The organism is Endozoicomonas sp., from assembly GCF_051008435.1.
Taxonomy (GTDB): Bacteria; Pseudomonadota; Gammaproteobacteria; order Pseudomonadales; family Endozoicomonadaceae; genus Endozoicomonas_A.
The window spans coordinates 1-25,092 of the sequence record NZ_JBPCXO010000358.1 but is presented as its reverse complement, the minus strand read 5'-3'; the positions used below and the strand labels follow the sequence as shown (position 1 = coordinate 25,092).

General features: G+C 48.5%; 15 protein-coding genes. 7 read left to right on the top strand and 8 right to left on the bottom strand.

Annotated elements, in window-relative coordinates; genetic code table 11:
* Positions 1–381: 381 nt before the first annotated feature.
* Positions 382–2,838 (bottom strand): DNA internalization-related competence protein ComEC/Rec2, encoded by a 2,457-nt coding sequence (locus ACR2PX_RS18065; protein ID WP_434000757.1) that lies wholly within the window; start codon positions 2,836–2,838, stop codon positions 382–384.
* Between the two features lie 428 nt (positions 2,839–3,266).
* Here ACR2PX_RS18065 and ACR2PX_RS18060 point away from each other — a divergent pair, with 428 nt between their 5' ends.
* The 3 genes from ACR2PX_RS18060 (at position 3,267) to ACR2PX_RS18050 (ending at position 7,915) form a co-directional block, all read left to right on the top strand.
* Positions 3,267–3,794, top strand: a complete 528-nt coding sequence (locus ACR2PX_RS18060) for a DUF2062 domain-containing protein (RefSeq protein WP_434000756.1) — start codon at positions 3,267–3,269, stop codon at positions 3,792–3,794.
* 238 nt (positions 3,795–4,032) lie between these two features.
* Entirely contained in the window at positions 4,033–4,323 is a 291-nt protein-coding gene (locus ACR2PX_RS18055) for a hypothetical protein (protein ID WP_434000755.1), read from the top strand.
* 301 nt (positions 4,324–4,624) lie between these two features.
* Positions 4,625–7,915, top strand: a complete 3,291-nt coding sequence (locus ACR2PX_RS18050) for a hypothetical protein (protein ID WP_434000754.1) — start codon at positions 4,625–4,627, stop codon at positions 7,913–7,915.
* A gap of 70 nt (positions 7,916–7,985) precedes the next feature.
* Here the strand turns inward: ACR2PX_RS18050 and ACR2PX_RS18045 are convergent, their stop codons facing one another.
* Complete coding sequence (locus ACR2PX_RS18045; RefSeq protein ID WP_434000753.1) at positions 7,986–8,681, bottom strand: ABC transporter ATP-binding protein; 696 nt, start codon at positions 8,679–8,681, stop codon at positions 7,986–7,988.
* The gene (locus ACR2PX_RS18040) at positions 8,674–9,918 is read right to left on the bottom strand and encodes a lipoprotein-releasing ABC transporter permease subunit (RefSeq protein WP_434000752.1); all 1,245 of its coding nucleotides are present in this window, start codon (positions 9,916–9,918) and stop codon (positions 8,674–8,676) included. The genes ACR2PX_RS18045 and ACR2PX_RS18040 overlap by 8 nt, the downstream gene beginning before the upstream one ends.
* Positions 9,919–10,120: 202 nt before the next feature.
* Between ACR2PX_RS18040 and ACR2PX_RS18035 the strand changes: the two genes are divergently transcribed.
* A complete protein-coding gene (locus ACR2PX_RS18035; protein WP_434000751.1) occupies positions 10,121–10,486 on the top strand; it encodes a hypothetical protein in 366 nt (121 codons plus the stop codon).
* A 1-nt stretch (position 10,487) separates the two neighbouring features.
* On the opposite strand, the gene ACR2PX_RS18030 is transcribed toward ACR2PX_RS18035, so the two are convergent.
* The 4 genes from ACR2PX_RS18030 to rlmKL form a co-directional block, all read right to left on the bottom strand.
* Positions 10,488–12,848, bottom strand: a complete 2,361-nt coding sequence (locus tag ACR2PX_RS18030) for a hypothetical protein (RefSeq protein ID WP_434000750.1) — start codon at positions 12,846–12,848, stop codon at positions 10,488–10,490.
* Positions 12,849–13,109: 261 nt separating this feature from the next.
* On the bottom strand, positions 13,110–14,387 hold the full coding sequence (locus ACR2PX_RS18025; protein ID WP_434000749.1) for a hypothetical protein: 1,278 nt from the start codon (positions 14,385–14,387) through the stop codon (positions 13,110–13,112).
* A gap of 225 nt (positions 14,388–14,612) precedes the next feature.
* A complete protein-coding gene (locus ACR2PX_RS18020) occupies positions 14,613–16,097 on the bottom strand; it encodes an oligopeptide:H+ symporter (protein ID WP_434000748.1) in 1,485 nt (494 codons plus the stop codon).
* A 332-nt stretch (positions 16,098–16,429) separates the two neighbouring features.
* Positions 16,430–18,616 carry a bifunctional 23S rRNA (guanine(2069)-N(7))-methyltransferase RlmK/23S rRNA (guanine(2445)-N(2))-methyltransferase RlmL gene (gene rlmKL, locus ACR2PX_RS18015; protein ID WP_434000747.1) on the bottom strand — a complete coding sequence of 729 codons (2,187 nt, stop codon included), beginning with the start codon at positions 18,614–18,616 and terminating at the stop codon, positions 16,430–16,432.
* Positions 18,617–18,876: 260 nt separating this feature from the next.
* Between rlmKL and rmf the strand changes: the two genes are divergently transcribed.
* Entirely contained in the window at positions 18,877–19,092 is a 216-nt protein-coding gene (rmf, locus tag ACR2PX_RS18010) for a ribosome modulation factor (RefSeq protein WP_434000746.1), read from the top strand.
* Positions 19,093–19,224: 132 nt separating this feature from the next.
* Here the strand turns inward: rmf and ACR2PX_RS18005 are convergent, their stop codons facing one another.
* The gene (locus tag ACR2PX_RS18005) at positions 19,225–20,301 is read right to left on the bottom strand and encodes a quinone-dependent dihydroorotate dehydrogenase (RefSeq protein ID WP_434000745.1); all 1,077 of its coding nucleotides are present in this window, start codon (positions 20,299–20,301) and stop codon (positions 19,225–19,227) included.
* Positions 20,302–20,456: 155 nt separating this feature from the next.
* Between ACR2PX_RS18005 and ACR2PX_RS18000 the strand changes: the two genes are divergently transcribed.
* Positions 20,457–24,629 (top strand): hypothetical protein, encoded by a 4,173-nt coding sequence (locus tag ACR2PX_RS18000; protein WP_434000744.1) that lies wholly within the window; start codon positions 20,457–20,459, stop codon positions 24,627–24,629.
* An 85-nt stretch (positions 24,630–24,714) separates the two neighbouring features.
* The gene (locus tag ACR2PX_RS17995; RefSeq protein ID WP_434000743.1) at positions 24,715–24,972 is read left to right on the top strand and encodes a hypothetical protein; all 258 of its coding nucleotides are present in this window, start codon (positions 24,715–24,717) and stop codon (positions 24,970–24,972) included.
* Positions 24,973–25,092 lie beyond the last annotated feature (120 nt).

The following is a 25,092-nucleotide window of genomic DNA, read 5'->3' as shown; positions in this document are numbered from 1 at the left end:
GAGGGAATACTTAACGTCTTTCAAACTACTGGAACGCAGTCATGGATGCTCCAGGAACTGTCCTCCGGATGCTCCGAAAAGCGGCCTTCCCGGCAACTGCTCCTGCGTTGCTCTAACTCCTGCATCCATGCAATCGTACAACGTTAAACCTCGTTGACGTAGATAAACTACGCCTTCCTCGGTTTGCCTTGTACATGACCGCTTTTCGGTAGCACTGAGCCGCAAAAAAAACCTCAACAGCCCCTAAGGCTGTTTGATGGAATGACTGTATCATAGTGCATCGGTTTTTGACCACGGACACATGCGTATCAACCGCAATATTGCTGACAACGATACAAAAACAATCGGGATTGGTGCAAATATTGAGCTGTTGATCACAACTCAGCGCCACCAGTATCTAGCCTGTTGATTTTTATACCTTTCCACACCCTTAAACCCTCTCCCCAGAACAAAACTCAGCGTGCCGGATGTCGCCGTGTCATAAAATGCTGCCCCAAGATTCTCAATACGATCAACCGTTTCCCGTGCAGGGTGCCCAAATGGATTTTGATACCCTGTTGAAACAATAACCTGCGAGGGATTCACCTGAGCCAGAAAACGCTCAGAGCCAGAAAAACGGCTACCATGGTGAGAAAGCAACAGATAATCAGCCTCAAGATTGATGGACTGATTGAGTAAATAGGATTCGGTCTTTTTTCCAATATCACCGGTCAAAAGCAGCTTCTGATTACCTGCCGTCACTCTCAACACACAGGAACGCTCATTATTAGAGACAGCCAGCCGGCTGCCTGACAAAACAGCAAACTCCACACCATCCCAATACCATCTCATTCCAGGCAGACATGGACTCATTGGTCCCTCAAAACCTGCGACACTGGAACCCGCTATAACATCAGCCGCTGGATATCGCTGATGAATCTCTTCAAGCCCACCGGAATGATCGCTGTCCCCATGAGAAATCATGACCCGATCAACTTGATTAATCCCTGAACGATTAAGATAAGGAACAATGATCCCGTTCGCCGAATTGAAACGGCCCCTGGAGCCCACCCCGGTATCGTACAACAACGTGTTTTGACGAGTTTGCAGCAGAACGGCCACACCTTGACCGACATCCAGTACGGCCACTTTAACTTCGCCCGTTTCAAGATCAGAGTTAACCGGAAAAAACAGAGGCAGTAGTAGAAAAGGTACGAGAATCCTTAACCCAAGCGCTATAGGCGCGGCCAGAATCAATACAGCACAAGCTATAAGAATGAGTGGTATCAGCCCGATGTTCACAACAGGTATAAAGACAGGCACCGACGAGACGGCAGCCAGCCCCAGATCCCAGAACCTGAAGGCTGCATCCAGTAAATGAAGTATCCCCGCAGAAGCTGGGCTGTACAGCGGCTGCAACACCAGGGCAAGAAATGCAGCAGGCACTACCAACAGACCCATTATTGGAATAGCGACTAAATTAATCAGCGGAGAAAGCAGGGATACCGATTGCTGATTGAATAACAACATCGGAGCCAGCATCAGAAAGACCAGCCATTGAGGTCTAAGCCAGAACCTTTGTTTATCTCCAATCCAGACTTCGTCTTCTGCTCTCATGAAAACTCGTCCACAACAACCGTAAAGCAAAATGCCCACAGCCGAAAAGGAATACCAGAAACCGGCACTGGTAATTGCCAGAGGTTCAATAGACAATACGACACAGAGAGCCAGTAAAAACAAAGTAAGCGGTCGTGCCTTGATGCCCAGCAGTGGTCCTGACAATGTCAGGCCCGTCATAACCAGCGCTCTTTGAACCGGCACTGAAAAACCCGCCGTAAAGGCATAAGCAAAAGCAAACAGCAATCCTGCAGCGGCAGCATACCGGGGTAAAATAATCTTTCGCAGCGGCACCACTCCAGCTCGCGCCAACAACATCACCAACCAGAAACCCAATGCCGCCATAAGGCCAATATGCAGACCGGAAATCACCATCAGATGAGTGGTTCCTGACTGATTCAACCATTGCCACTGCTGCTGAGAAATTCCAGATTTATCACCTATCAGTAATGCCGATAACAAGCCAGCTGAGTTCTCACTGCAATGCTCATAGAGCCATTGCCGCACAGTCTCCCTGAAACGACTTCTGAAATAGCTGCCCCCTTCAGCCGCTGCTATTTTTTCACCGGCTTTAACATAGCCTGTGGCCTGAATATGCTCCCGTGCCGCCCAGGCCTCTCTATCAAAAGCACCGGGACTTCGATTCCCCTGGGGGTGTTTAATCCGAATCTGAAACTGCCATAATTCCCCGGCCTGGATATCTGGTGCCTGATACCAGCTCAATCGAATCTTTTTCAGATGACCTGGATGGCCTCCCTCCAATGTTTTCACATTGAGATCAAAGCGCGTGAGATACTGGTGATAACCAGGCAGATCAGAAATGTAGCCTGTTACTGTGATAGCCCTACTTTCATAGGTTTTACTTAACCAGCTTTTCTGAAGCCCTTCAGCATGTAAAAGTCCTGTAAAGATTCCGACCAGCACCAGACCCAGATAAAACAGGATCATTATGGAAATACGACACTGGAAAATGCTGCCACCCGGCATAACACCACTGTGTCTCCCATGGCTGTAGAAAAATCTGCACGACCTATCGAGCTGTTTTAATGCACCTGACACAGTGACTTGGACAGTTTCAGCCTTTATGATGGCTGGCAGCAGTCCTGTCATAATCAACAGCACTCCCAAAACGCCGATAACCCTGATAGACATTTCGCCTGGAATAACCGGAAACAGCACAGTCAGCACTATTCCCAGTAAGTAGCTACAGTAGCCTGTGGGAAGATGAATAGTGTGTTTCATTTTATAAGTGCATAATGTCAAGCTTTTTAAAGAGTGCGAACAAGCCTGGCTCGTGTGAGTTTGGTTCGCAGGGCCGGTTCACAGCATAGTCATCAAGTTTGGATTATGCTGGCAGGCAGGTAGGCTGGTTTGATGATTAACAACCAGCTGACCCTGCAGAGCTGTGACAGGCTGAGTGATTTGTGAAGTGAGAATTACAATCTACACTGTTCTCACGTAGCCATGAACAAAGCATGCTGCCTGACAGCAAACGGGAAACTGGCAGCATTTTCATAATAAATGCGCACAAGATTGCCTGATCAAAACAACCGGAGAAGACCCTTTTTGCAGATGTGAACCATGACATCGGCTTCACTATCGGTAGAACGGCCTCTCTACACTGCAGACTGAAATCAGTCTCAGATCAGAAAAGAGTACAGTTAAGGGACATGGCGAGGAAACTGATACAACGCTACCTGCCGGATCCAGGAACCATCAAGGGTAACCGTCACCTGCGGTTTCTAGGCAGTGCTATTCATGATGCCAACCTCTGGCACCTGAATCGACGTTCAGCAGCCAGCGCTTTTTTTGTGGGCGTATTCTGTGCTTTTATCCCCATTCCTTTTCAAATGGTGGTCGCTGCGGCTATGGCGGTCATATTCCGTTGCAACCTGCCCCTGTCCGTAGCACTGGTCTGGATCACCAACCCGGTCACCATGCCAGCCATCTTTTACTTCACCTATAAGGTGGGGTGTTACATTCTGGACGTTCCTGTCAGCGAAACATCCTTCGAGCTCACGGTGCATGGTGTTGGTGTTGAGTTGGCAAGAATCTGGAAACCCCTGTATCTAGGGTCATTGATTACCGGTGTTATTGGCGGTTTTCTTGGTTATCTGCTGATCAGACTTTACTGGCGATGGAATGTCATTCATCACTGGCGGCAGCGTCGAAAACGCTCACTTTGCAAGAAGTCTTAGCACTACTGAGAAGCTTACCTTTCATAACGTGGGTATTAATTTTTATTATTCCAACCCAGTAACTTTTTGACTACAAACCTGTTCATAGCGTTTAATGACTGAAATTCACTCGAAATGCGACATTTTCATTCTATTGCTATGGACAGGAGGACGCGGTCTTCCTATAGTTGTCGGAATGAGTTAAAGCGCTCACCTTTCGAAAAACTCTTTTAGAATCCTCGGTAATCCAAATACTGCCATGCAAAGAAGCTTCCAAAAGCGCAAGCCAAAGCTGGAAGGTCGCGGTGAGCTTGAGAACATCAGCACCGAAGGCCCACACAGTGACTGGCTGGGTATGCCCGATTATTACATTCATACATTGACTGTATCTGGCGATGAATATAAGTATCTCTCCGCCGACAAGACGCTCGATGTCAGCGAAGGAGACACTGTCATCTTCCGCTATAAAGAACAGGGTAAAGAAAAGCGTATCGATAAGCGCTCGCTGGGAATCTACATTGATCCAAGCCAGTATATGAACGACGCTTGATATGTACTTTCAGAACTGCACTTCTATGGAAGTGCAGTTTCTGCAAGACCCTTTCCCCTCCCCCGTATACTTAAAATGGATGTTTCTGCTGCAAGAAAAAAGAAAGCGTTGAAAGCACTGCTATATTAATGAGTCCTTACCTTTACCTAAGGCAAGAAGCAGCATGAGATTATGTGCCGTTTGGTCTCTTATAGTTCTCCTTTCCTGCCTATCATTTACTGCTTCTTTCCCCGCACACTCAGCATTGAGTGAAAGTCTGTTTGAAACTCAACACTATGAATGCCGAAAATCTGGCTTGCTCATGACCCAGCCAGAAGAACACTACCTTGATCGTCAAACGGCTCCATTGAAAGTCTACCTGGGTCGATCGCTTTTTCTGATCATGGACCTGATCTCCAAAAGCAGCTTGCTGTGCCTCAAATCACCTCCCTACCCCCTCCGACCTGATTTATCCAATGAAGCTGACTCAATCAGGGTAAGCCGAAAACCTGTCAGCCCTGACTTCAAACCCTCACCGAAAGATTTAAAGCCATTTAAGTCAGGCAGCAGACCTGATGCACCTGACAACCCCGGTCCAAAACGCCTCAAACCAAACATCTGGAAAAACCCTATCAAAACTCAGCGTTATCAACTCCCCAATGAACTCCTAGTGAAACTCAACCCACGCTCAAACTTCGCCTTATTAATGACGGATTTCCTTGTCGCAATACAGCCTCCTTTTCTGCAAAACCCTGCCCAACAACATGAGGACGAAGAAAGCCACCCCGTCAGCACTCCTGTTAGCCTTCATATTTATTTCACTCAAAATGAGGGGCAAGCGGCTCACTTTTTCCTGGCAGAAACCTCGATCAAAGACCAGATCCATATCAGCAATCTGACCCAGAGCATGCTGGAAGACCCCTGGCTACAGGAACAGTTGAATCTGCTGCCTGATATTCACACTCAGCCCACTAAAGCCGAGAGAGATGCAGAACTGATGCAATTACAATTCATGGCTGCCAATGCATCAGGCGACTATCGAAGAATACTCATAGATTTGGTGACCATCCTGATGGCCGATGATCTTGGAGAATTTGGCAGGCTGCCCACGCCTGAAGAAATAGAACAGGTCAGAAGACAAAACCTTATCGCTGATCGCACTGACTACCTGATCCGCAGATATTTGCGGATTCAGGAACGAGATGAGGGTTATAGCATTGAGGTCGTTGATCCCAATCAACCATTTGCAGAAGGCCAACAGATCCAGGTTGAGGCGTTTCCAGAGTTACAGACAATCCTTTCCACTGCACTGGAAATGAATGAAGCCAGGGTGCTGGCAGATGCTCTTAATTCCTCTCAGTCCGTTACGACAGGGTCTTTTCCGGAACCTTCTGATGCCGACAAAGACGATTCAAAAGAACCCACCAAACTCAGCAGTAGCCAAGAAACGAAAAAAACAAAAACCAGTCAACAATCCAGTCAACAATCCAGTCAACAATCCAGTCAAAAATCCAACAAACATGACAAAGACGAAGAAAACGCTCGTAGACAGGAACATCCCCAGGACACGCCTCCACCACCCCACTCAGAAGCCACAAATGCTGTGATGGTTGACCCCCGTCAATCTTTCCGTCACAGACCCGAAACTTATGAGATGGCCAGATTGTTGATGGGCATAACACCAAATTATAATTTATACCGCATGTTAAGGCACTTTCTCGTAGACGTCATTGGTCCAGAGAGCCTCAGCACCTTTATTGAAAACTGCTACGAGGCCATTCACCAGTCGATACGCGAACCTCCATTCTCCCTGAGAGTCCCCAGCCAGACTCTGATCATGTTCACCACATTAAAGCGTTTGCGAGAAGCTTATCTTGAATTGCTCAACACACCCATCGCAGGTCCCATTCCGGATGATTTCAATCGCAGAGTTGCGCTGGCCAAGCTGGCACTCTTGAAGCAACTCATAGACTACACCGTCTTCGAAGATCGCCCGGGGCTTCTGGTAACCCAATTGGCCAGAAACCTGCCAGTGGAGACTTTTGATCAAATTCTCGAGCATCTCAAAAGCAATCAGCCTGAGTCCGGCCGCCATCATTCACCCGCAGACAGAGTGAGCTACCCCTCACAGGGAGAACTGGAACAGAATGGCGTCACTGTTTTTATTAGCCATGCTGATAACGGCCCCTCAACACCCATACGCTGCATGGTAAGACAAAATGACAAAGTTTTATTGTGCTCCTCTGATGTCACTGAGACACCATCGGAACCCACCGCAGCAAAACCACACCAGGATACAGGGGCGCTGGGAGCATCTCTGCAGGATACCCTGGAAAAATCCGACGACCTGAGAGTCCTGACTCATCCAGAACACAGTCTCGCAGTGACAGGAGAGGCATCTGCAGCACAGACAGAGAGACAAAAAAAAGTGCAGGGACAGATCATCAGAGATTTGATTCGATCGAATCTGTTTCTCAGTGTGACGGTTGGAGACAAGACTATTGTCTTTTATGACAACAAGAAGGCCATCTCTTCCATCCGGTCTCACCTGATCGATATAACCCCAGCTGGCAGCAAGCCATTAACCCGGGAAAGATCAAAGAGCTTACGCTTCAACAGCAAACCCAAAGCCCGACCCAACAGCATTGATACCAGTATGGACAGTGTGGCCCAGTACCGACTGATTCAGGGCTTTCTGGATTATGTGGACCTCTATCTTTCTGCTAACCCGGCCCTGGCCCAGTCCCTTGCCTTCGCCTCCACCCAGGCATTGGGCAATGACGCCTACACTTTCATAATGAATAATCTTGAGAGTGAACTGGAACATGCCGTTGCGTCTCAGGAAGACGTTAGACTACTACTCAGTCGTACCATTGGTTCAACTGAAGTGGACTTTATTTATGAGTCTCCTTTCCCCGAATTTGCACCTCCTCCTTGGGCAATGGGTGATGTTGCTTCCAGGAAGCGACCCAGCATCGGAGGCCTCTGGGTCATGGGCCAGTTTGTTCAAGGCACCGACAGAATCTGGAGAGCAACGGGCCTTTCCTGGGTTTACGATATTAAAGAAGATAACATTGACCTGATGCAGGCGCTGGAGATGCCTGATGGCCAGCCGGACTCCCCGGAAAACCCATTAATAACCTGGGAACAGGCCCTGGCTACCCTGATCCGGTTAAACAGTAACGAAAATACCCCTTCAGAACGCTCATCCGTCCATTTGGAAGCAGATCCCACCCCCCCAAGGTTTTCCCGATCAATGTCAGATACCGCTCTCAATGAATTGGCACGTCAATATCCTACCGGAGCCGTATTACCTAGCTACCCAATGGCTATTGCACAAAACTCCCACAGGAGCCTGAGAAGATCCCCACATAGAGATCTTTCTATGGAAAGAGAGGATCAAACCGTTTATACCATTGAACCTTCTACAGACACATGCCCTACGGTGCCACTGTTACCACTGCTTCCAGGTATGACGTGCCCACTCCTTCCCTCAACTTCCACCCATGCATATCATGAGAGGAGTCAGAGCGATCCACTGGTACTGGAATCAAGTTCCAGCACCTCAAGAGGAGACAGCATCGAAAAGGACTTTCTGGAAAAGCCGCAGTAGGAAGTAACTCTGCAGAAAACGACAGCCGCCCTTTATAGTAAAAGACGGCTGATAGAGGTAATCAGAGGAATCAGGAATCGATGATCAGTGTGCCTGACTCCAGACGAAATACCCGATCCATCTGCCTGGCCAGATTCATATCATGAGTCACCACAATAAAGCTGGTGGTTAACTCTTTACTTAGGGATTCCATCAAACCATGCACCCTTTCTGCAGTAGTAGGGTCCAGGTTACCCGTAGGCTCATCCATAAATACCAGGTCAGGCTCTGAAACCAAGGCTCTGGCTATGGCTACACGCTGGCGCTCCCCTCCTGATAATTCTGCCGGTTTATGTCGAGCTCTTGCCGCCAGTCCGACCGCATCCAGCAGTTGCTCGGCTCTTTCCCTGACCTGCTTGATGGAAGTTTTCTTCCTCAGCAACAGGGGCATGGAGACATTTTCCAGAGCAGTAAACTCAGGCAACAGATGATGGAACTGATAAACGAATCCAAGATGACGATTCCTCAGCTCATTCTGATGGGCATCTTTCATTGCTGCCAACTCATGACCACAGACTCTGATCTCACCCGAAGAAGGACTATCCAGACCTGCCAGCAATTGCAGCAACGTGGTTTTTCCTGAACCGGAACTGCCAACAACCGCCACCCTTTCCGAGGGCCCAACCAGTAAGTTGACGTCTTTCAGTACTTGCAGCTTTTCAGGGCCTTCATCAAAATTCTTGGCAAGTGCTTTGCATTCCAAAACAGCTTTCATGGTGTCAGTCATAACGAAGCGCCTCTGCTGGCTGGGTTTTAGAGGCTCTCCAGGCTGGATACAGGGTCGCCAGGAAACTCATGGACAGACCTGCAATACTGATGACAGCAACATCGCGCCATTGCAACTCAGAAGGCAGGTAACTGATAAAATAAACGTCCGGGCTTAGGAACCGGATACCCAGAAGGGACTCAAGGCCAGAAACAATCTCAGAAACATTCAAGGCGGCAATAATACCCAGCACTACCCCCAATAATGTTCCCACTACACCGATCAAAGAGCCCAGTACCATAAAGATGCCCATAATGGTTTTTGGACTGGCTCCCAGTGTTCTCAAAATAGCAATATCAGACTGCTTGTCGGTTACCACCATGACCAGGGTAGAAACAATATTGAAAGCAGCAACAGCAACAATTAATGTCAGCAACAGGCCTACCATGGTCTTTTCCATCTGGATAGCCTGAAACAGTTGTCCCTGAGTACGGGTCCAGTCCTGCACGTAGTAACGCCCGGGCAGCTGGGTGGCAACATCCCAGGCCAGTTTCGGCGCTTCGAACAGGTTTTCCATTTTCAAGCGAATGCCTTCAACACCTTCCGATACTCGCATAAACCGAGCGGCATCCTGAATGTTGATATAAGCCAGACTGCCATCCACTTCAGCTCCAACGGAGAAGATGCCAACCACAGTAAAACGCTTGAGTCTGGGGAAAACGCCAGCCAGATTCACATTGGCTTCGGGCAGAACCATGGTGACTTTGTCACCTGCAGTGACTCCGAGATACTGAGCCATGAGCTCACCCAGCACTATGCCGAACTCTCCGGGTTTCAGATTCTCCAGAGATCCCTGAGTCATATGCTGGTTAACAATAGAGACTTTTTCTTCAAAGGCCGGATCAATACCATAAACCATGGCACCCCGAACCTGACTGCCACTGGCCAGCATACCCTGACCATCCACAAAAGGAGCCGCAGCAACAATACCTTCTTGCTCAGAAACCTGATCAAGAATGTCCTGCCAATCCTGCATTCCACCGGACGCTGAAGTAATCGTGGCATGGGGAACCATCCCCAGTATTCGCTGTTTCAATTCCCGGTCAAAACCATTCATGACCGACATGACAATGATCAGAACGCAGATGCCCAGGGTCAACCCCACCATCGACATTAATGAAATAAAGGAAATAAAGTGATTCCTTCGTTTAGCCCGGGTATATCTCAGGCCGATAAAAAACGGTAATGGTCTGAACATTTAGAATTTTTAAGGAGTCAATGGTTGCTAAGTCCGCTATTATAACCCCAACAGCCCGGTACGAATAAGGCTGTTTGCATTTTCTTGCAAAAGCCACAGTCTCCAATAACTATAACAGGAGCCACGGAGCTGAACTCTGCAGGAGCCTGAGCAAGAATAGCGCTCTGCATTAAGTCCATGAGAAGAAGAAAGTATGACTGCCATGAACCGTTTATTATCAGCACCGATTCTGACCCTTTCCATGACCTTAGTGGGTCTCTCAAGCCTCAGCCTGCAAGCTTCTGCCGTCGAAGGTGACACCCTCTCTGTGCCCGTTGGCAGTCAGTCGGCTGAGCTGCGAAGTACTGTTTTGCTGCCGGAAAGAGGACAGAGCATGCAATCGGTCAAGGATCGTCTGGGAGCACCGGATGTGACTGAAACTGTCGGCAAGCCTGTCATCACCCAATGGAGATACCAGGACATGACAGTTTATTTTGAAGACAAAACGGTGCTCCGAACCGTTGTTCATCCTAACCTCAAAAAGGCAGAGCCAACTGCTGTAGCGGCTGACTCCACCAGCAAACAATAATTCAGCGACGCCGGTATCTGGCTACATTCTCTACCCTGAGAACACTCCAGTGATTGTCGGCGTTCTCGATCACAGCCAGGGATGGAAACATGGTCTGAAGTATTTCTACTGTGTGTAATCCCCCTCCCGCTTCAGTCTGTACAAACTCCCAGGTACCATCAGCCAGAAACAGCAGTGCTCCGTTACCTTCCCAGGTGGCAGGCGTGGTGACCAGCACAGATGAACCAAACCACCAGGCAATTAACGGTAACATACCGGTATGCCCCCACATCTGAACCCCTGCATACTCAACAAATGCGAGGGCCGCCAGCTCCTCCACAGTACTCATACTATTAGCCAGAATACTATTGAGTAGTGAAAGGGTTTGAGGAAATTCAGTGAGTGTATTCTGGGCCAGCAGGACAATTTGCTGAAACAGAGCCTCTCCCGTTATTCCCAGCTCCATGGCTGTTGTCAGAGCCTGGTAAAAGCAATAGTTATCTTTGGCCACAGGGCAACGGCAGACACCAGCGGGCAACAAAGATGGTTCATTAGGCGTATCAGATCGTTTAAGCCGGTTGAATGCATCACTGAGCAAATGGGGCTCAGTAAAAACAGACTTATCTGCTGTCTGATCTTCTAGAAAAGGGGCTTCTGCAGCCTGGCCAGAACGTTCAGGCATTGGCAGTTGTTTAAAACGCTGAATGATATAGTCCATTATCTTGCTTGCAGCTTCACGGTATGGCTCAGGTAATGTTTCCCACTGCTCTGTTCGAAGATCAAGATATTGACCCTCTTCTGTCCTCATTATATTTCTGCAATGGGTACACAGCTCCGAGATTTCTCTCTCTTGCTGAGCCGTCAATGTTCCAAAACGACGCCCATGATGCTGCGACTGCATTCTCAAAGATTTCAAATCCTGGGCATAGAGCTGGGTCTCACTCAGATCCACCACACGACCTTGCCCTCTCTGTAGCCGCATTGCTGTCAGCTTTATTCTCAGAAGCGCTAACTCATAATCATATTGCGCAGAATGATCCCTTGCTGACTGTCTAGCATCGTCCTTGTTGTTGCTATAAACCTGTTGCTTTTCAGTAAAACGCTTTCTAGCTCCCGCTTTTGTTACGGCATTAATTCTGTCGCTGAACTTCTGCTTCGATGGATAGGCCTGATTCAGTCGCTCTAAATGACTCAGCAACTCACCATGAAGCTTGCCAGGATCCCCTTTCACCTCTCCGCTCTCCAGAAACTTCAAGATTTTTATGATTTCATCCATCAACGCTCTGTTCGATACGGGTACTGCTCCCGGAAACCAATCGGGTTCTTCTTTATCTGCCCCTTGAATCAGCGCATCACGCTCCTGTTTTAACTTATGGATTCTGGAACGAACCTGACTTTCAGCATCCGGTATTTGCCATCGACCTGACTCTGCTGGTCTTTGATATCGTCCGTAACCGGCGGGATCCTTCATCAAGGACGGCTGGATATAGGTTCTGGGGCCTTGCCAGTCAGACCTGACATCCGGCATTATTTTTTCCGGGGTTGCCTCAAAACCTTCGACCGATCCATCGTTGTCCAGTAGTTGTGAGAAAATATCGCCACTGCTTCGCCCCGCTTCCAATTGGGACTCAAGCCAACGCTGGAAGGCATGAAGGGAATCACCTCTCAGAATGATCAACTCCAGAATTCGCTGGCTCAGAGTGTGCTGCTGCGAAGGAGTCAATGACTTGATAGCACCAAGAATCAATTGAGCATTGGTGCTTGAACGCCCACTTCCTGCCAGCATCATCAACAATGACAACAGATTAAAACGTTGCGTCATCTGTTCCAGAGAGCGTTCTTGCTCCATTTCAACAAAGGGAGCTCGATTGTAGGGTTTGTCCAATAAATAACTTTCCAAAGCTACTTTAAATACCTCGTCATCCACCTTCTCTGCCGGACTATGAATACTCAGCCGATAGGATTCGATAACAAAAAACAATTCAAACAATATTTCCAACTGAGTCATTTTTGGTAATTGCCTGGACTCCCTATCTCCCGCAATAGCAACCAGCTGTTCGTGGGCAATCTGTTCAAGTGAGGCCGCATTGCTTGACAAAACCCCGTGCTGACTGTCCATGTAGACCATATAGAGAACCAGATTAGCCAGTAAAGCTTCGATCTCAGGGGAAACGCTTGCAGGTAACCAGCGATCGATGACCAGAACCAATCCAGGGAATCGAGATTTGAACTCCCCTATCTTCCTGCCTTGCTCAGTCAACCCGGCTCTTTGAAGCTTGAATTGAAGGCTCTCCAGATGACCCGCCAGTGTTGAACTGGCGAAAAACAAACAACAACTGAACAACAGACAGGCAGAAAACAATGAGTGGCGAATCGGTTTCATACGTCAGAACTATTGAATAAAGAGCTGAAATAATAGTTCATATTTATATGCATACTGACACTGAACACCGATGCGAGCGTTAAGGGATGACTCTCATGAAATTATGAGTTCCATTCGGCTTGCCACAAGACACATCAGCAGGGTCTGAAGACCGTATTCACCCTGCTGCTCCGAGAGTTCGATAAAAAAACCGGGACTGTCTCATAGCTGAGAAGAAAGTGGGTAAGACAAACGCCCACCTGGGATCAAAGGCAGAAAGATTTAGTCCTCTCCCACGTATTTCCCATGGCATCGATTGAAGTGGTTCTGACAACGACGTTCCTGATTATAAGCAGCGGAACAACCATAGAATGGACAAATAAATAGCATATGGTGGTTCTGAAAATGCTGACCCAGCCCCATGATATTCCCAGTCTGATATTGGCAGTCATCATGGGGACAGGTAATCACTAAAGCCTGACTGTAGACATTCAACATATGCAGGTACATATGAAATGAATGAGTCTGAGGGCTATAACTCACAAACTGGCAGAGGTCACAAACAAAAACAATGTGCTGCACTGGCAATATGCCGACAATAGGCTGAAGCATGCCGACAATAGGCTGAAGCATCACGGCACCTTGAGGTAAAGGCTCACCAGCCGGTAATGACTGCACCTGGTTGACAGGAACATTCACCATCCAGCAGTAACTCAAACTACAGACAACACTGTTATGATCCAGACCGGTCACCACCGAATGAGAATGATGAGTAAAGGCGTGATCAGGTGGAAGCGACTGCCCCAGGGGAAGCACATGCTGGCAGCATGGCTGCACACAGGCAATCGATTGTGAATGTGCCTGCAACAGGTGTGACTGGACCTGATCAGGCTCTAACCCGGTAAGCTCTTTACGACATCGATTGATACCACAATAGCTTTTTGGTTTATTCCGGCTGCAGCAGACCATACACCGGCTTTCATGCCATTGATTTCTGCATTTTTCACAGACCAGCTGATCGCAGCAAGAGGTTCTCAAACCGTTTCTTTGACACGCCTCTCCACAAATAACACAGATCAAATCGGGAACATCGAACTCATCCGCTGACAAAGGCTTATCCCCTTTATCATTGTCATCAGGAGGTTCCTCACCACCAGCACCTGCTATACCCGAACAACGCCCTGCTACTGCATCACCACAGGAAGGGCATGAGCCTCTGTTTGAACCTTCCGAGGATACCTCCACTCCCCTAATTTTCTCTGAACTCCCGGTCTGTGAACCAGAGGGACAAACTATCACAGAAACCTGAATGGATTGATGTCCCTGTTCAGCCAAGACCAGGGACAGGTCCTCACCAAAGGTCTCTTCACCTCTCTCATTGAATGGATCATCAGAGTCTGAATGGAAGAAGCCACCGAGACCGACAAGCAATGTCATGGCCAGGGTATGCTGCATTACCCCGGAATGAACAGACAGAAGTTCAACGGAAGTGCCCTGCACCTCTACAGATTTGCACAAAATCCAGAAAAACAGAGACAGATGAAGAGACGATCTGGGCATTGTTCACCTAACTGTTGGATTGGCAGAACAAACATAGAGGAGGATCCACTTTTCTTTGGCTCTGCTGTTGAGTCATTAGAGTAGAACAGACTATTCATATTTTGGCTGGGAGCAGAGAAATTGAGGAGGATTGTTGATTAAGGACGACTCTTTTTAATGGGCAACAAAAAAGGCGACTGTCGTGCTCAACAGTCGCCTTTTCTAATCACTAAACGGTCAGGTCAATCAGGCAGTAACCAGCGCAGCCTGACCTTCTTCTTCAGAGGTCATCAGTTTGTTCAGCCTGGGCGCCGTCACAAACATAACCAAAGCCACAGCGGCCGCAATCAGCCCCATCGTCTCAAAGAAATGACTGTAGACAGGCAGAGTATCCAGTGCAGTCGCCGCATGACCAGCCTCAATAGTTGTGAAACCTGCCACATAGCCCGCTACAACAGAAGCTGCTGAAGAGGTCAGGAACCAGGCACCCATGATAAAACCGTGCATACGCTTGGGCACCAGTTGCGCGACCATGGCAAGACCCAGACCACTGATCAGCAGCTCACCCAGAGCCTGTGCCAGATAAGTACCCACGATCCAGCCCGGAGCAACCATCCCTTGGGCACTGGCAAATTGAGCTGCCAGAGGAATCAACAGGAAGCTGATAGACGTCAAAGCCATACCAAAAGCAAACTTCACGGGCATGCTCATGGCTTTACCGGTGACACCGCTGCGATTGTAGAGGTAAGCCAATAACGGACTGGCCACCATGATCCAGAATGGATTCAGGGACTGGAAAGAGACCGGATTGATTTCAAAGCCAAAAACAATATGTTCAACATTGTTAATGGTGAAAAAGTTCAGGGAAGTCGGCATCTGAAAGTACATGATCCAGAAGATGATGGCTTCCAGCATCAATACCAGAGCAACAATCATCTTGCCACGCTCAACACCGGTAGAAGCCAGAATTTCCTTGAGAAAGATCAGTACCACGCCACTGCCTACAATGGCCAGCAGAATATTGGCAATCACCAGATGATTCAGGACAAAAGCACTGGCAAAACAGGCTGCTACAACGCCCACAAAAACCAGCGCCAGCTTCTGAAAAGCAACAGGTTTGAAGTCTGGCTCAGAACCGTAATCAGCCACCCAGTGACGAATCATAAAGAAGTTAGCCAGAGCCACCAGCAGACCAATGGCACTGACCATGAAGCCAACGCTCCAGCCATAATGATCCGCTACATAAGGAACACCCAGCAGGGAAATAAAAGAGCCTATATTGATCGCCATGTAGTACATGGTGAAGGCTCCATCCAGACGGCTGTCGCCTTCTTCATAGCATTTAGCCAGGAGACTGGAAGGATTCGCTTTGAACAGACCATTACCCACAGCAACCGTACCCAGAGCCAGATAAACCATCTGGATGTCCTTGCCTGCTATGGCCATGATGGCATAACCGGCCATTAGCACCACTGCTCCGAACACTATGGTTCGTTTGGTGCCAAGAACTTTGTCCCCCAGGAAGCCACCAATGGCTACCAGGCCATAAACCAGAGCATTGAAGGCACCAAAGATAATGAATGATTCAGACTCCGGAATATCCAGCTCACGCACCAGATAAACGGCCAGAATGGCTTGAAGTCCGTAGTAACCAAAACGCTCCCATAGCTCAAGAAAGAAAATCAGATAAAACGGCCTGGGCTGTTTTAGTACGTTCAAAGATTGTGACATATAAAGGCTATCCCCTTGCTCCGAGTGCGACGGTCAATGACTGTATCCCTGGTATATTTCGATCTTCCTGATCTTTAGGAATCTGTTGGACTGATACTCAAAATCAATTGTCCGACAGACCCAGGGCGGGGGAGATTTCAATAAGTTTATAGAAACATATTCTGTTATTCATAAGCTTATTGAGAGCTCTCCCTTTCGTTCTTTGGTTGGTCAAAATAAAGACCTTTTTTATTAAGTCCTATTAAGAGCCGTTCCAATACCTGTAATTCGCACACTCTGACAAGGGGATACCGAAATACGACAGAAGCCTAACACCTACACGATCGTGCTAGTTACTTTTGCATAATCTTCCAGCTTCGATGAATACCTTTGCGGCGCTGAAAATCACGATCGATGGTTTGACGGGTGATCTCTTCCACAACAAATTCTGATTCAACTCTTTCATCCAGTTTGAATTTTCGGAAATTGTTAGAGAAATAGAGAATACCGCCTGCACTCAGTCTTTTTACTGCCAGTTCTATCAGCCGAAAATGGTCATTCTGGACATCAAAAACACCTTCCAGCTTCTTGGAGTTAGAGAAAGTAGGTGGATCCATAAAGATCAGGTCGTACTCGTTGGTGTCCTTTTCCAACCATTTCAGACAGTCTTCACGCTCCATACGGTGGCGACGCTCACTCAGACCATTCAACGCCAGGTTTTTTCGCCCCCAACCCAGGTATGTATTAGAAAGATCCACGCTGGTGGATGTTACCGCCCCACCCATGGCAGCATGAACCGTTGCCGTCGCGGTGTAGCAGAAAAGGTTGAGGAAGCGCTTACCCTCAGCCTCTTTCTGAAGTCTCATTCTCATCAGTCGGTGATCCAGGAACAGTCCTGTATCCAAATAATCATGTAGATTAACCAATAAACGACAGCCGCCTTCCTCGACTTCCATCATCTGACGCTGCTCAGCCTGCCTGACATATTGATTGGAACCGGATTGACGCTCACGTCTCTTCAGTACAATATTTTCATCCGGTATGCTTAGAACCTCAGGCGTCACCGCCAGGGCTTCCATTAACCTTTCCTGAGCTTTCTCTTCATTAATGGTTTTGGGGGCTGCATACTCCTGAACATGCACCCAGTCACGATACACATCGACCGCCACAGCGTATTCGGGCATATCCGCATCATAGAGTCGATAACACTCGATGTTGTTTTTTCTGGCCCACTTGCTCATCTGCTTAAGATTTTTCTTCAAGCGATTGGCAAACATGGTGGCGCCTTCAGAGATAAAGGTAACGGACCGGGTCTCTGTTTGATTTCTTTCCTGCTTTTCTGAAACGGCTTCTCTCGCTTCACGACTGCGTATCTCGTAAAGAAAGAGCTTACAGGGCAGCGCACCGTTAAAGAGTGAATAACTCTTTTTTGGCCCCATGCCGAGACTTTTCACTAAATTGGGCGTACCCGTAAAAATGCCTGCTTCCCAGCCCGGGCAGCTCTGCTTCAGCTTTTCACCCAGATGTTTGTAGAGATAAACCAGGCTGGCTTCATCTCCCATACGCTCACCGTAAGGAGGGTTACAAACCACCAGACCAGGCTCTATAGCAGAATCCATTTCCAGATCCTTGAGCTCTTGCTGTCGTAGGGTTATCCGCTTCGCCAGCCCGACTCTTTCAAAGTTCGACTTGGCACGATGAGTCACTGATCCGAGACCTTCAAAGCCAATAATGTCAGAGTTCATTGCCGCCAGCCCCTGCTGACGACGCTCACGGGCTTCTTCGAGCACGGTCATCCATACTTTGGGCACATGACCCATCCAGCGATCAAAACCAAAACGGGCGCGAAGCAATCCCGGCGCAATGTCTGCAGCCATCATGGCACCTTCGATCAGAAGGGTACCTGCTCCACACATAGGATCCATCAAGGGCTTGCCCTGTTTTGCCATTTCCGGCCATCCTGCACGCACCAAAATGGCAGCGGCCAGGTTCTCCTTTAATGGCGCCTCACCAGACTCCTGACGATAGCCACGCTGATGAAGACTCTGACCGGACAGATCAATCGATACAAAAGCTGTTTTCCCACGGGCATGAACATTAATGCGCAAATCAGGGTTAGCTGCATTCACTGAAGGCCGCCAGCCATGCTCATTCCTTAGCTGATCAACAATGGCATCTTTAACAACCTGAGCACCAAATTTCGTGTGGTTTATATCAGGTGTGGAGCCGGTGAAATCAACTCTGAAGCTGCTCTGGCTATCCAGGTGTTCATCCCACTCAAAGGTTGCAACACCTTGGTAAAGGTTGTCTTTAGTATCGGATTTAATTTCACCGAGCCGCAACAAAACCCGGCTGGCCAGCCGAGACCAAAGACAACTGCGATAGGCAACCTCCAGGCTGCCCGTAAAGCTCACGCCAGCGACAGTTTCCCGGACAGATTCTGCACCGATGTCGGATAGCTCTCTGGCCAGTAATATCTCCAGCCCCTTGGGGCAGCTGGCAAAGAGTTCTAGAGAATGCTCAGCAAGAGGCGTATTCATAACCTATATTCCAAAATCATTTAAAAACTCAATCCTTATTAGGATTGATTTCTCGACAGTCAGATCAAACTTCGTTAGAACTTAGATCGTTAGTCTTTCCCTGTATGTATGCTCTCTGGGTTATTCCCAGCTCCCCGGTTGCAGGAAACCCGAGGAGCTTTCCGGAGCTATCACACCGGAACGGACCAGGGAATTTTCCGAGTGCTGTAACAGGGTGCCAGGGAGGCATTGATAAACGAACCAGCAAGAGGCAGTACCACATGATGAAAAGACAAAAAAGGGATATGACAGACAGAGCCTTTACCAAAGGATATCAGACAGGTGCGTCTGGACGTTCGAAGGATATCTGCCCTCATACGGAACCTCAACTTCGTCAGGCCTGGCTTACGGGCTGGCGGGAAGGTCGAGTAGACAACTGGGAAGGCTTAATTGGTATTTCCGGCCTGCAACGGGCCAATAAAGCCCCCTTCCTCTGAGTACCCTAATCCTATTATTGGAGCCTATAAGCCCCGGATATCCGGGGCTTCTTTCCTACCACAAGTGGTCATGAGCTGAGCAAAACATTCTGAGTCTGAACACCTCATGGTGTCTCTCAGAAGACTCAGTATTCAGCCATGATCACAAGAGTAAACCGCTTCTGCTGCCTCACGAATCAGAGAAGGCCCTTTGTAGATAAAGCCTGAATACAACTGAATCAGGCTGGCACCGGCTCTGATTTTATCTGCCGCTGTTTTAGCATCCATAACACCACCCACTCCAATGATAGGCAGTTTTCCGGAAAGCTCGGAAGACAATAATTTAATGACTTCTGAAGAACTGTCACTTAATGGCGCACCACTTAATCCGCCCTGTTCCTCGGCATTTGGCAACCCCTGCACCGCATCTCTGGACAGTGTGGTATTGGTAGCAATCACTCCATCCAGTTCATACGCAACCAGTTCACGGGCAATGTCAGCAATTTCCACTTCACTCATATCCGGTGCAATCTTGATGGCTACCGGTACTTTGCGACCGTATTTGTCCGTCAGCAAAGCCTGTTCTTTCTTCAGAGCATCCAGCAGGCTTTTCAGGGCATCACCAAACTGCAGTTTTCTCAGTCCCGGAGTATTGGGCGATGAGAGATTAACCGTAATATAACTGGCATGAGGATAGACCTTCCTCAAGCAAGTCAGGTAATCGCTTTCAGCCTCTTCAACGGGAGTATCAATGTTCTTGCCAATGTTAATACCGATAATGCCCTGGTAACTGCACTTGCGAACATTCTCAACCAGATGATCAACGCCTTTGTTGTTGAAACCCATGCGGTTGATCAGAGCCTGACGTTCCGGAATGCGGAAAGAACGAGGCTTAGGGTTGCCTGGCTGAGGGCGGGGCGTCACTGTCCCCAATTCAATATGACCAAAGCCCAGGCTGCCCAGTCCGTCAATGCAGTCTGCATTTTTATCAAGACCTGCGGCCAGACCCACAGGGTTTTCAAATGTCAGTCCCATCACTTCTCTGGGACGAGAAGGTACTGTCGGCACAAAAGCATTGGTCAGACCCAGCCGCTGGCCTGCGCCTATCATCTCTAATGCCACGTCGTGTGCATTTTCAGCAGAGAGACAAAATAACAACTTTCGGCCCAGTTGATACATGAAAAGCCCCGGATAATTCAGATAAACCCGCGAAATTATACGCGGCTTCATCCTGAAAACCAGTACTGCTCATGGTTTTTATGACCGCTGCTTCTATATACCTAACCAGACAGTCAGTCATTCTGACCAAAATGGCAATTTGTGAGCCCAGAAAGTGTCTCAAACCACAAAGGACCCCCATATCCAATATTGGCAGGAGGCCAAGCATGTTAGAAGTCGTGATGGGAAGTCTTCCCGCAGGTACCCGATGTACAGACAATTGTACAGGCAGTCCTCACAGCAGCCTGAAATCTCTGCAAACCCCTATAGGCCTTGCGCGAACTTACTTGTCTGGACAAAAGACCAGAAGTGACTCGACCCCCTTAAATAATCCCATCTCTGAACATGCGGTGACCCAATCATTGCCCGCAGTGATTGTTGGCAAAACAACAGACTTTACTCACGCTGAAAACAAAGATTCCAGCTCAGATACCGCGACCCCAGGTTCGGAACGGCCAGAGGACTCAATAGAATTCCACTCTGTAAGCTCAACAACAACAACAACAACAACAACAACTCCTCTGCCAGTCACAGAAAGTGACTCGGGTGATGAAGACGATCCCTTTGTTGATGCTGACGAGAATCCAGACTGGGTGCAGGATTACGATGCCAGATTGGCAGAAGCGGCGGCACATCATCCAGCCGCTCAAAAAGATCACTGGCAATTCTCCAGCCACGAGCGGGAAACGTTGATTAATGAGTATCCCGACCTGTTGAATACTTTCAGACAAAATGGCATGGATGCAGAAGTCATATCCATGATGCACCCTTACGGCATCCTGGAACTGATTCTGGATGAGTGCCCTGAAAGTGGCTTTGCCCTCTTGAAAGCACGATTATTGGCCCTGGCGACTGATGTAGAAAAAAACTGGTGGGGCATTACCTCCAGTAAACCGGAAGCCAGAAAAAAACTGGAAGCTTTGTTCAGTCAACTGGAAACCCATCAATACGACACTTTGCTGGAAGGGTTGCTTGAATTTGAAACCCTCCATGGCAAAGCGCCTTTTTATCATGTTCTTCATGAATGCTTTGTACAGAACATCACTACAGATCCGTTCAAACTAGAGAGTGCCGGTGCCTACCCGTCCGCCGAGAGCCTGACTCAAAGCCTTCAGCTGAAAAAAATGAACTCTCAACAGGCTCTGGAGGGACTTTATTTGCCCCCACCCGGAGACTGGAACAAGCGCTCTCAGTTAACAGAGACAATGACCTGGAAAACACCGCAAATCGTTCATGATTTGCTGTTGGATCGTTGCAGCTCTGATATCAATGACGCTCGAAAAAAGATGCGCTCCGGGCAATGGCAAAGCCGCCAACAACTGCAGTCGTTATCAAACCGTCTCAAGTTCATAGCGGTGATGCCTTGCACACCGGAAAACCTGACTGAGTTCATCCAGAACCCTGATCATGCAGAGGTTCGAGAGTATCTGGAAGTTGAATGTCGCAAGCTCTACTTCAAACAGCGCTATCAATACCTTGTAGCGACTGAGCTATCGGAACTCTCCATTGACGAACTCAATGATATAGAGCAGCAAGTAGGCTATATGCTGGCTCTGGAAGGGCATACCGAGTTACCCGCAGACTTTAGTGCCGAGATTCTGAAACAGTTAAGGCATTTCGATCATGCCATTCAGTTGACTCGTTTTATGAAACTGGAGCAGGACGAGCCACTCTCAGAACGAACTTTTATGCTGAAGCCGCCTTCTACCTCGCATCTGATGGCAAAGCTGAATGCCGGCAAGGATGATGTAGAAACGAAGTTGTATCGTGCCATTGATCACTACAGTGATCATTTGAAGGCTTATCACCAAAATCCAAGCTATTCATCAATAGTCGCATACCAACAGAAACATCATGATCTCAGGCTGGCCCAGGAAGAACAGGTGATGGCTGAGACCAGAGCATGGATAGAGCAACCTGACACGCCCTCCGTGATGACTCCCGGTACTTATCAGGAAAACATAAAACTGTTGAGAGTTATGGATCAGGCACTTCAGGAAACAGCGCCTGTCAGGCCAGTCAACTCAGGTAAAGAAGCTGTCATGGCTGTCGGGTATCAGGTTATCTGGCCAGACAGAAAACCGCTTAATGACAAACTGGCCGAGCTCCAGCATCTGAAAGATTTGAAAGCCGTGGGTTACTCGTTCAGGGAAGAACTGCTGAAAACCTGTGAAGCCATTCCTGGCTCCACGGCAGGGATTATGAACCGGGTTTCCAGCATCGTTCAGCCAGCCGCGAGTCAGATACAGGACTGGTACAGCGGTAAAGGCAGTGCCTGGAGTATTCTGACCGGAGTCCAGGGCAGCTATGCAGAACTTGAAAGACAAGCCTCTGAAACCTTGTCGGGTGTGCTCGAAATTGCCAACAGAAACCCCCGTTTGTTCAGACGCCTGATAGGCGATTCTGCCCAGACTATTGAACAGTTAAAAATACTGGTCGGAGCCAGAAATGCTGGATTGGTTACACAACTTCAGGCAAGGCTGTCGGCTGAGTCGGCCGCCTCTTACTTTGCAGGCGATGAAGCCTTGATAGAAGAGTTCGACTACGCCAACAATCCGGATCAGGCAGCACTGCTGAAACAGTTTCAATTTCTACTGAATGTCTCTGACCTGGCCCTGAAAGGGTCTGTTGCCCTGAATTTCTTTATGGATCTGTCCAGTAATACCGCCGGCTCCAGACTGGGCAACGTGATTGGATTAACGGCCGGAACCTTGATTGCAGGCCCAGCCGGGGGTGCAGTGGGCTGGACCGTGGGCGGATTTGTGGGAGCCATTGCGACCGCAACCGCTAACGCAACCGGAGCCATTGCCATTCGTGAAGGCGTCAACCAACTGGATGGTCGTGCGGTTAGAGCCCTGAACCGGTTGATCAACTATGGTCCTGCCTTTGCCCATGCATCCAGCCCCATGGATGAACTGGCTCTGATTGCCAGAGGCGTTGCCAAAAAAGAAGGCCTGGCCAGAAGTGTCTTTAATGTTTGCTTTAACCCCATTCTGTTCCGATATAACCGATTAACAGAAGCCATTCGTGCCTATAACAACCGGGAAGCCGGTGCGTTTGGTCGCCTGGCCGTTGAAGGTGCAAAATGTCTGATTGTGCTGGGAGGTTCAGCGGCAGCCGGAGCTCTGGTTGCAGGCAGCACCTTCTATGGAGGTTTACTGGCGGTAGCATTATGGCCAATAGCCACGTCCAGCTTAGGCTTTATTGTCACCACACTGACAGCTGGCAATGCCATCAGCCGACTTCTGAACTATTTAGATCATACAGAGGCCCTGGTCCATTCAGCCAAAGACGTTTATCAGTATTACCAGAGACTACTGCCTGAAGGGACCGATGAAAGAGCCCGTATTGAAGCTCATTGCATGGAATCGTCTCGGCGAATGATGGCCAAGATGACGGCCCAGAGTCCTTTTAAACAGTACCTGCGAGAAACCATCACCGCAGAAGTGGCCAATACATACTGGGAACCATGGAGCCAGTGGCTTGAAACAGAAGAAGACAAACACCTGGTCGACTCTGTTAACGCCGGTGTTGAACAGGAGGTCAGTGAATTTGCTGAATCCAGAAAAGAACTGGCAGAAGAAATTCTGAAACAACAAAAAGCCCTGATGATCTTTCAGAGTTATAAAGACCGAATCGATACACTGATTAAAAATCGCAGGACTTTTAACACATTCAAGAGAAAGCTCAAGGAGGTGGGGATTACGCCTCCGGAAATTAGCCGGGGAATCGGCTACTACATTCAGGATCAGTTACTTGAGATCCCTCTGGCTATTACGCGTCATTGTGGAACCCCTAATCCCGGGATGACTCAGTCTGCGATTGAGTCAACGCTGGAAGAAACACTGAGACAGACAATCAGGGGTCATTATCTTTTGAGAATGGCGGCTCTGGGCCGGCCAATCAAAAGAGCTTTAGACGATAATGGTAGTGTTTCTCTGAATCCTCTGAGCCGTAATGACTTATTAACGGTCAAAAACAGTGTCATGAGTAAACTTCACAACAGCCTGGAGCGGGATATTTCGTCTGCCGCTCTCGAAAGGCTCTACCTGGCTGTGGATACTGCCGCAAAACGAGTGGAAGAAGACTTTGGCAAACGCAGCAGGATCAGCCTTGATCAGATGAGTACTGCATTAGCTAACCGACTGGAAGATCAGGGTAGAGAAATGGAAGAAGTTGAAAGGCTCCGGGTAGCCCGCTTCCAGCAACAACTGAAAGAAAACCCTGACTTCAACAATATGACGGAAGAAGAACAGGCGCTGATTATCGATCAGGCCGTTATTCCTCTTCAGCGATCCGAAGAAGAGGAAGAGGAAGAGGAAGAGGAAGAGGAAGAATAACAGGAGAAAACCCTACCTTGCTTTCCAGAGTTCCCTGACTACTTTTAAGCGTTGATTCAATTCGAATTTTCAGGGAAAACAAGTTGTGAGTCAATCAAAGCGTTCCAAAGACTCTTTCAATTTACTCTTTCAATGCTTGATCGCAACCGCCTTTGTATTGATTCATAACGTGCCTCTGCAAGCCTCTGATTTTGGTCGTTCAACCTATTCAGACGACAACGAATGCCCGTACCAAGCCGAAGAGAACCCGCAGCAAGCCCAGGAATATTTCAAAAACAATACCCGGTTTCTTTCCCCGGCTGATTTGGATAGAGGTGTCTGTCTCGGGCTGGCTTGCCCTTAAGTCCCGCTTAACGATCTGAAGAAGTAAGACAGAATGAACTGAAAGGAGCGCCCTCTGTGCTGTTCAGGCAAAATACCTGTGTTAATAACAATGCACTTGCAAGGTGCTACACAGGGACGC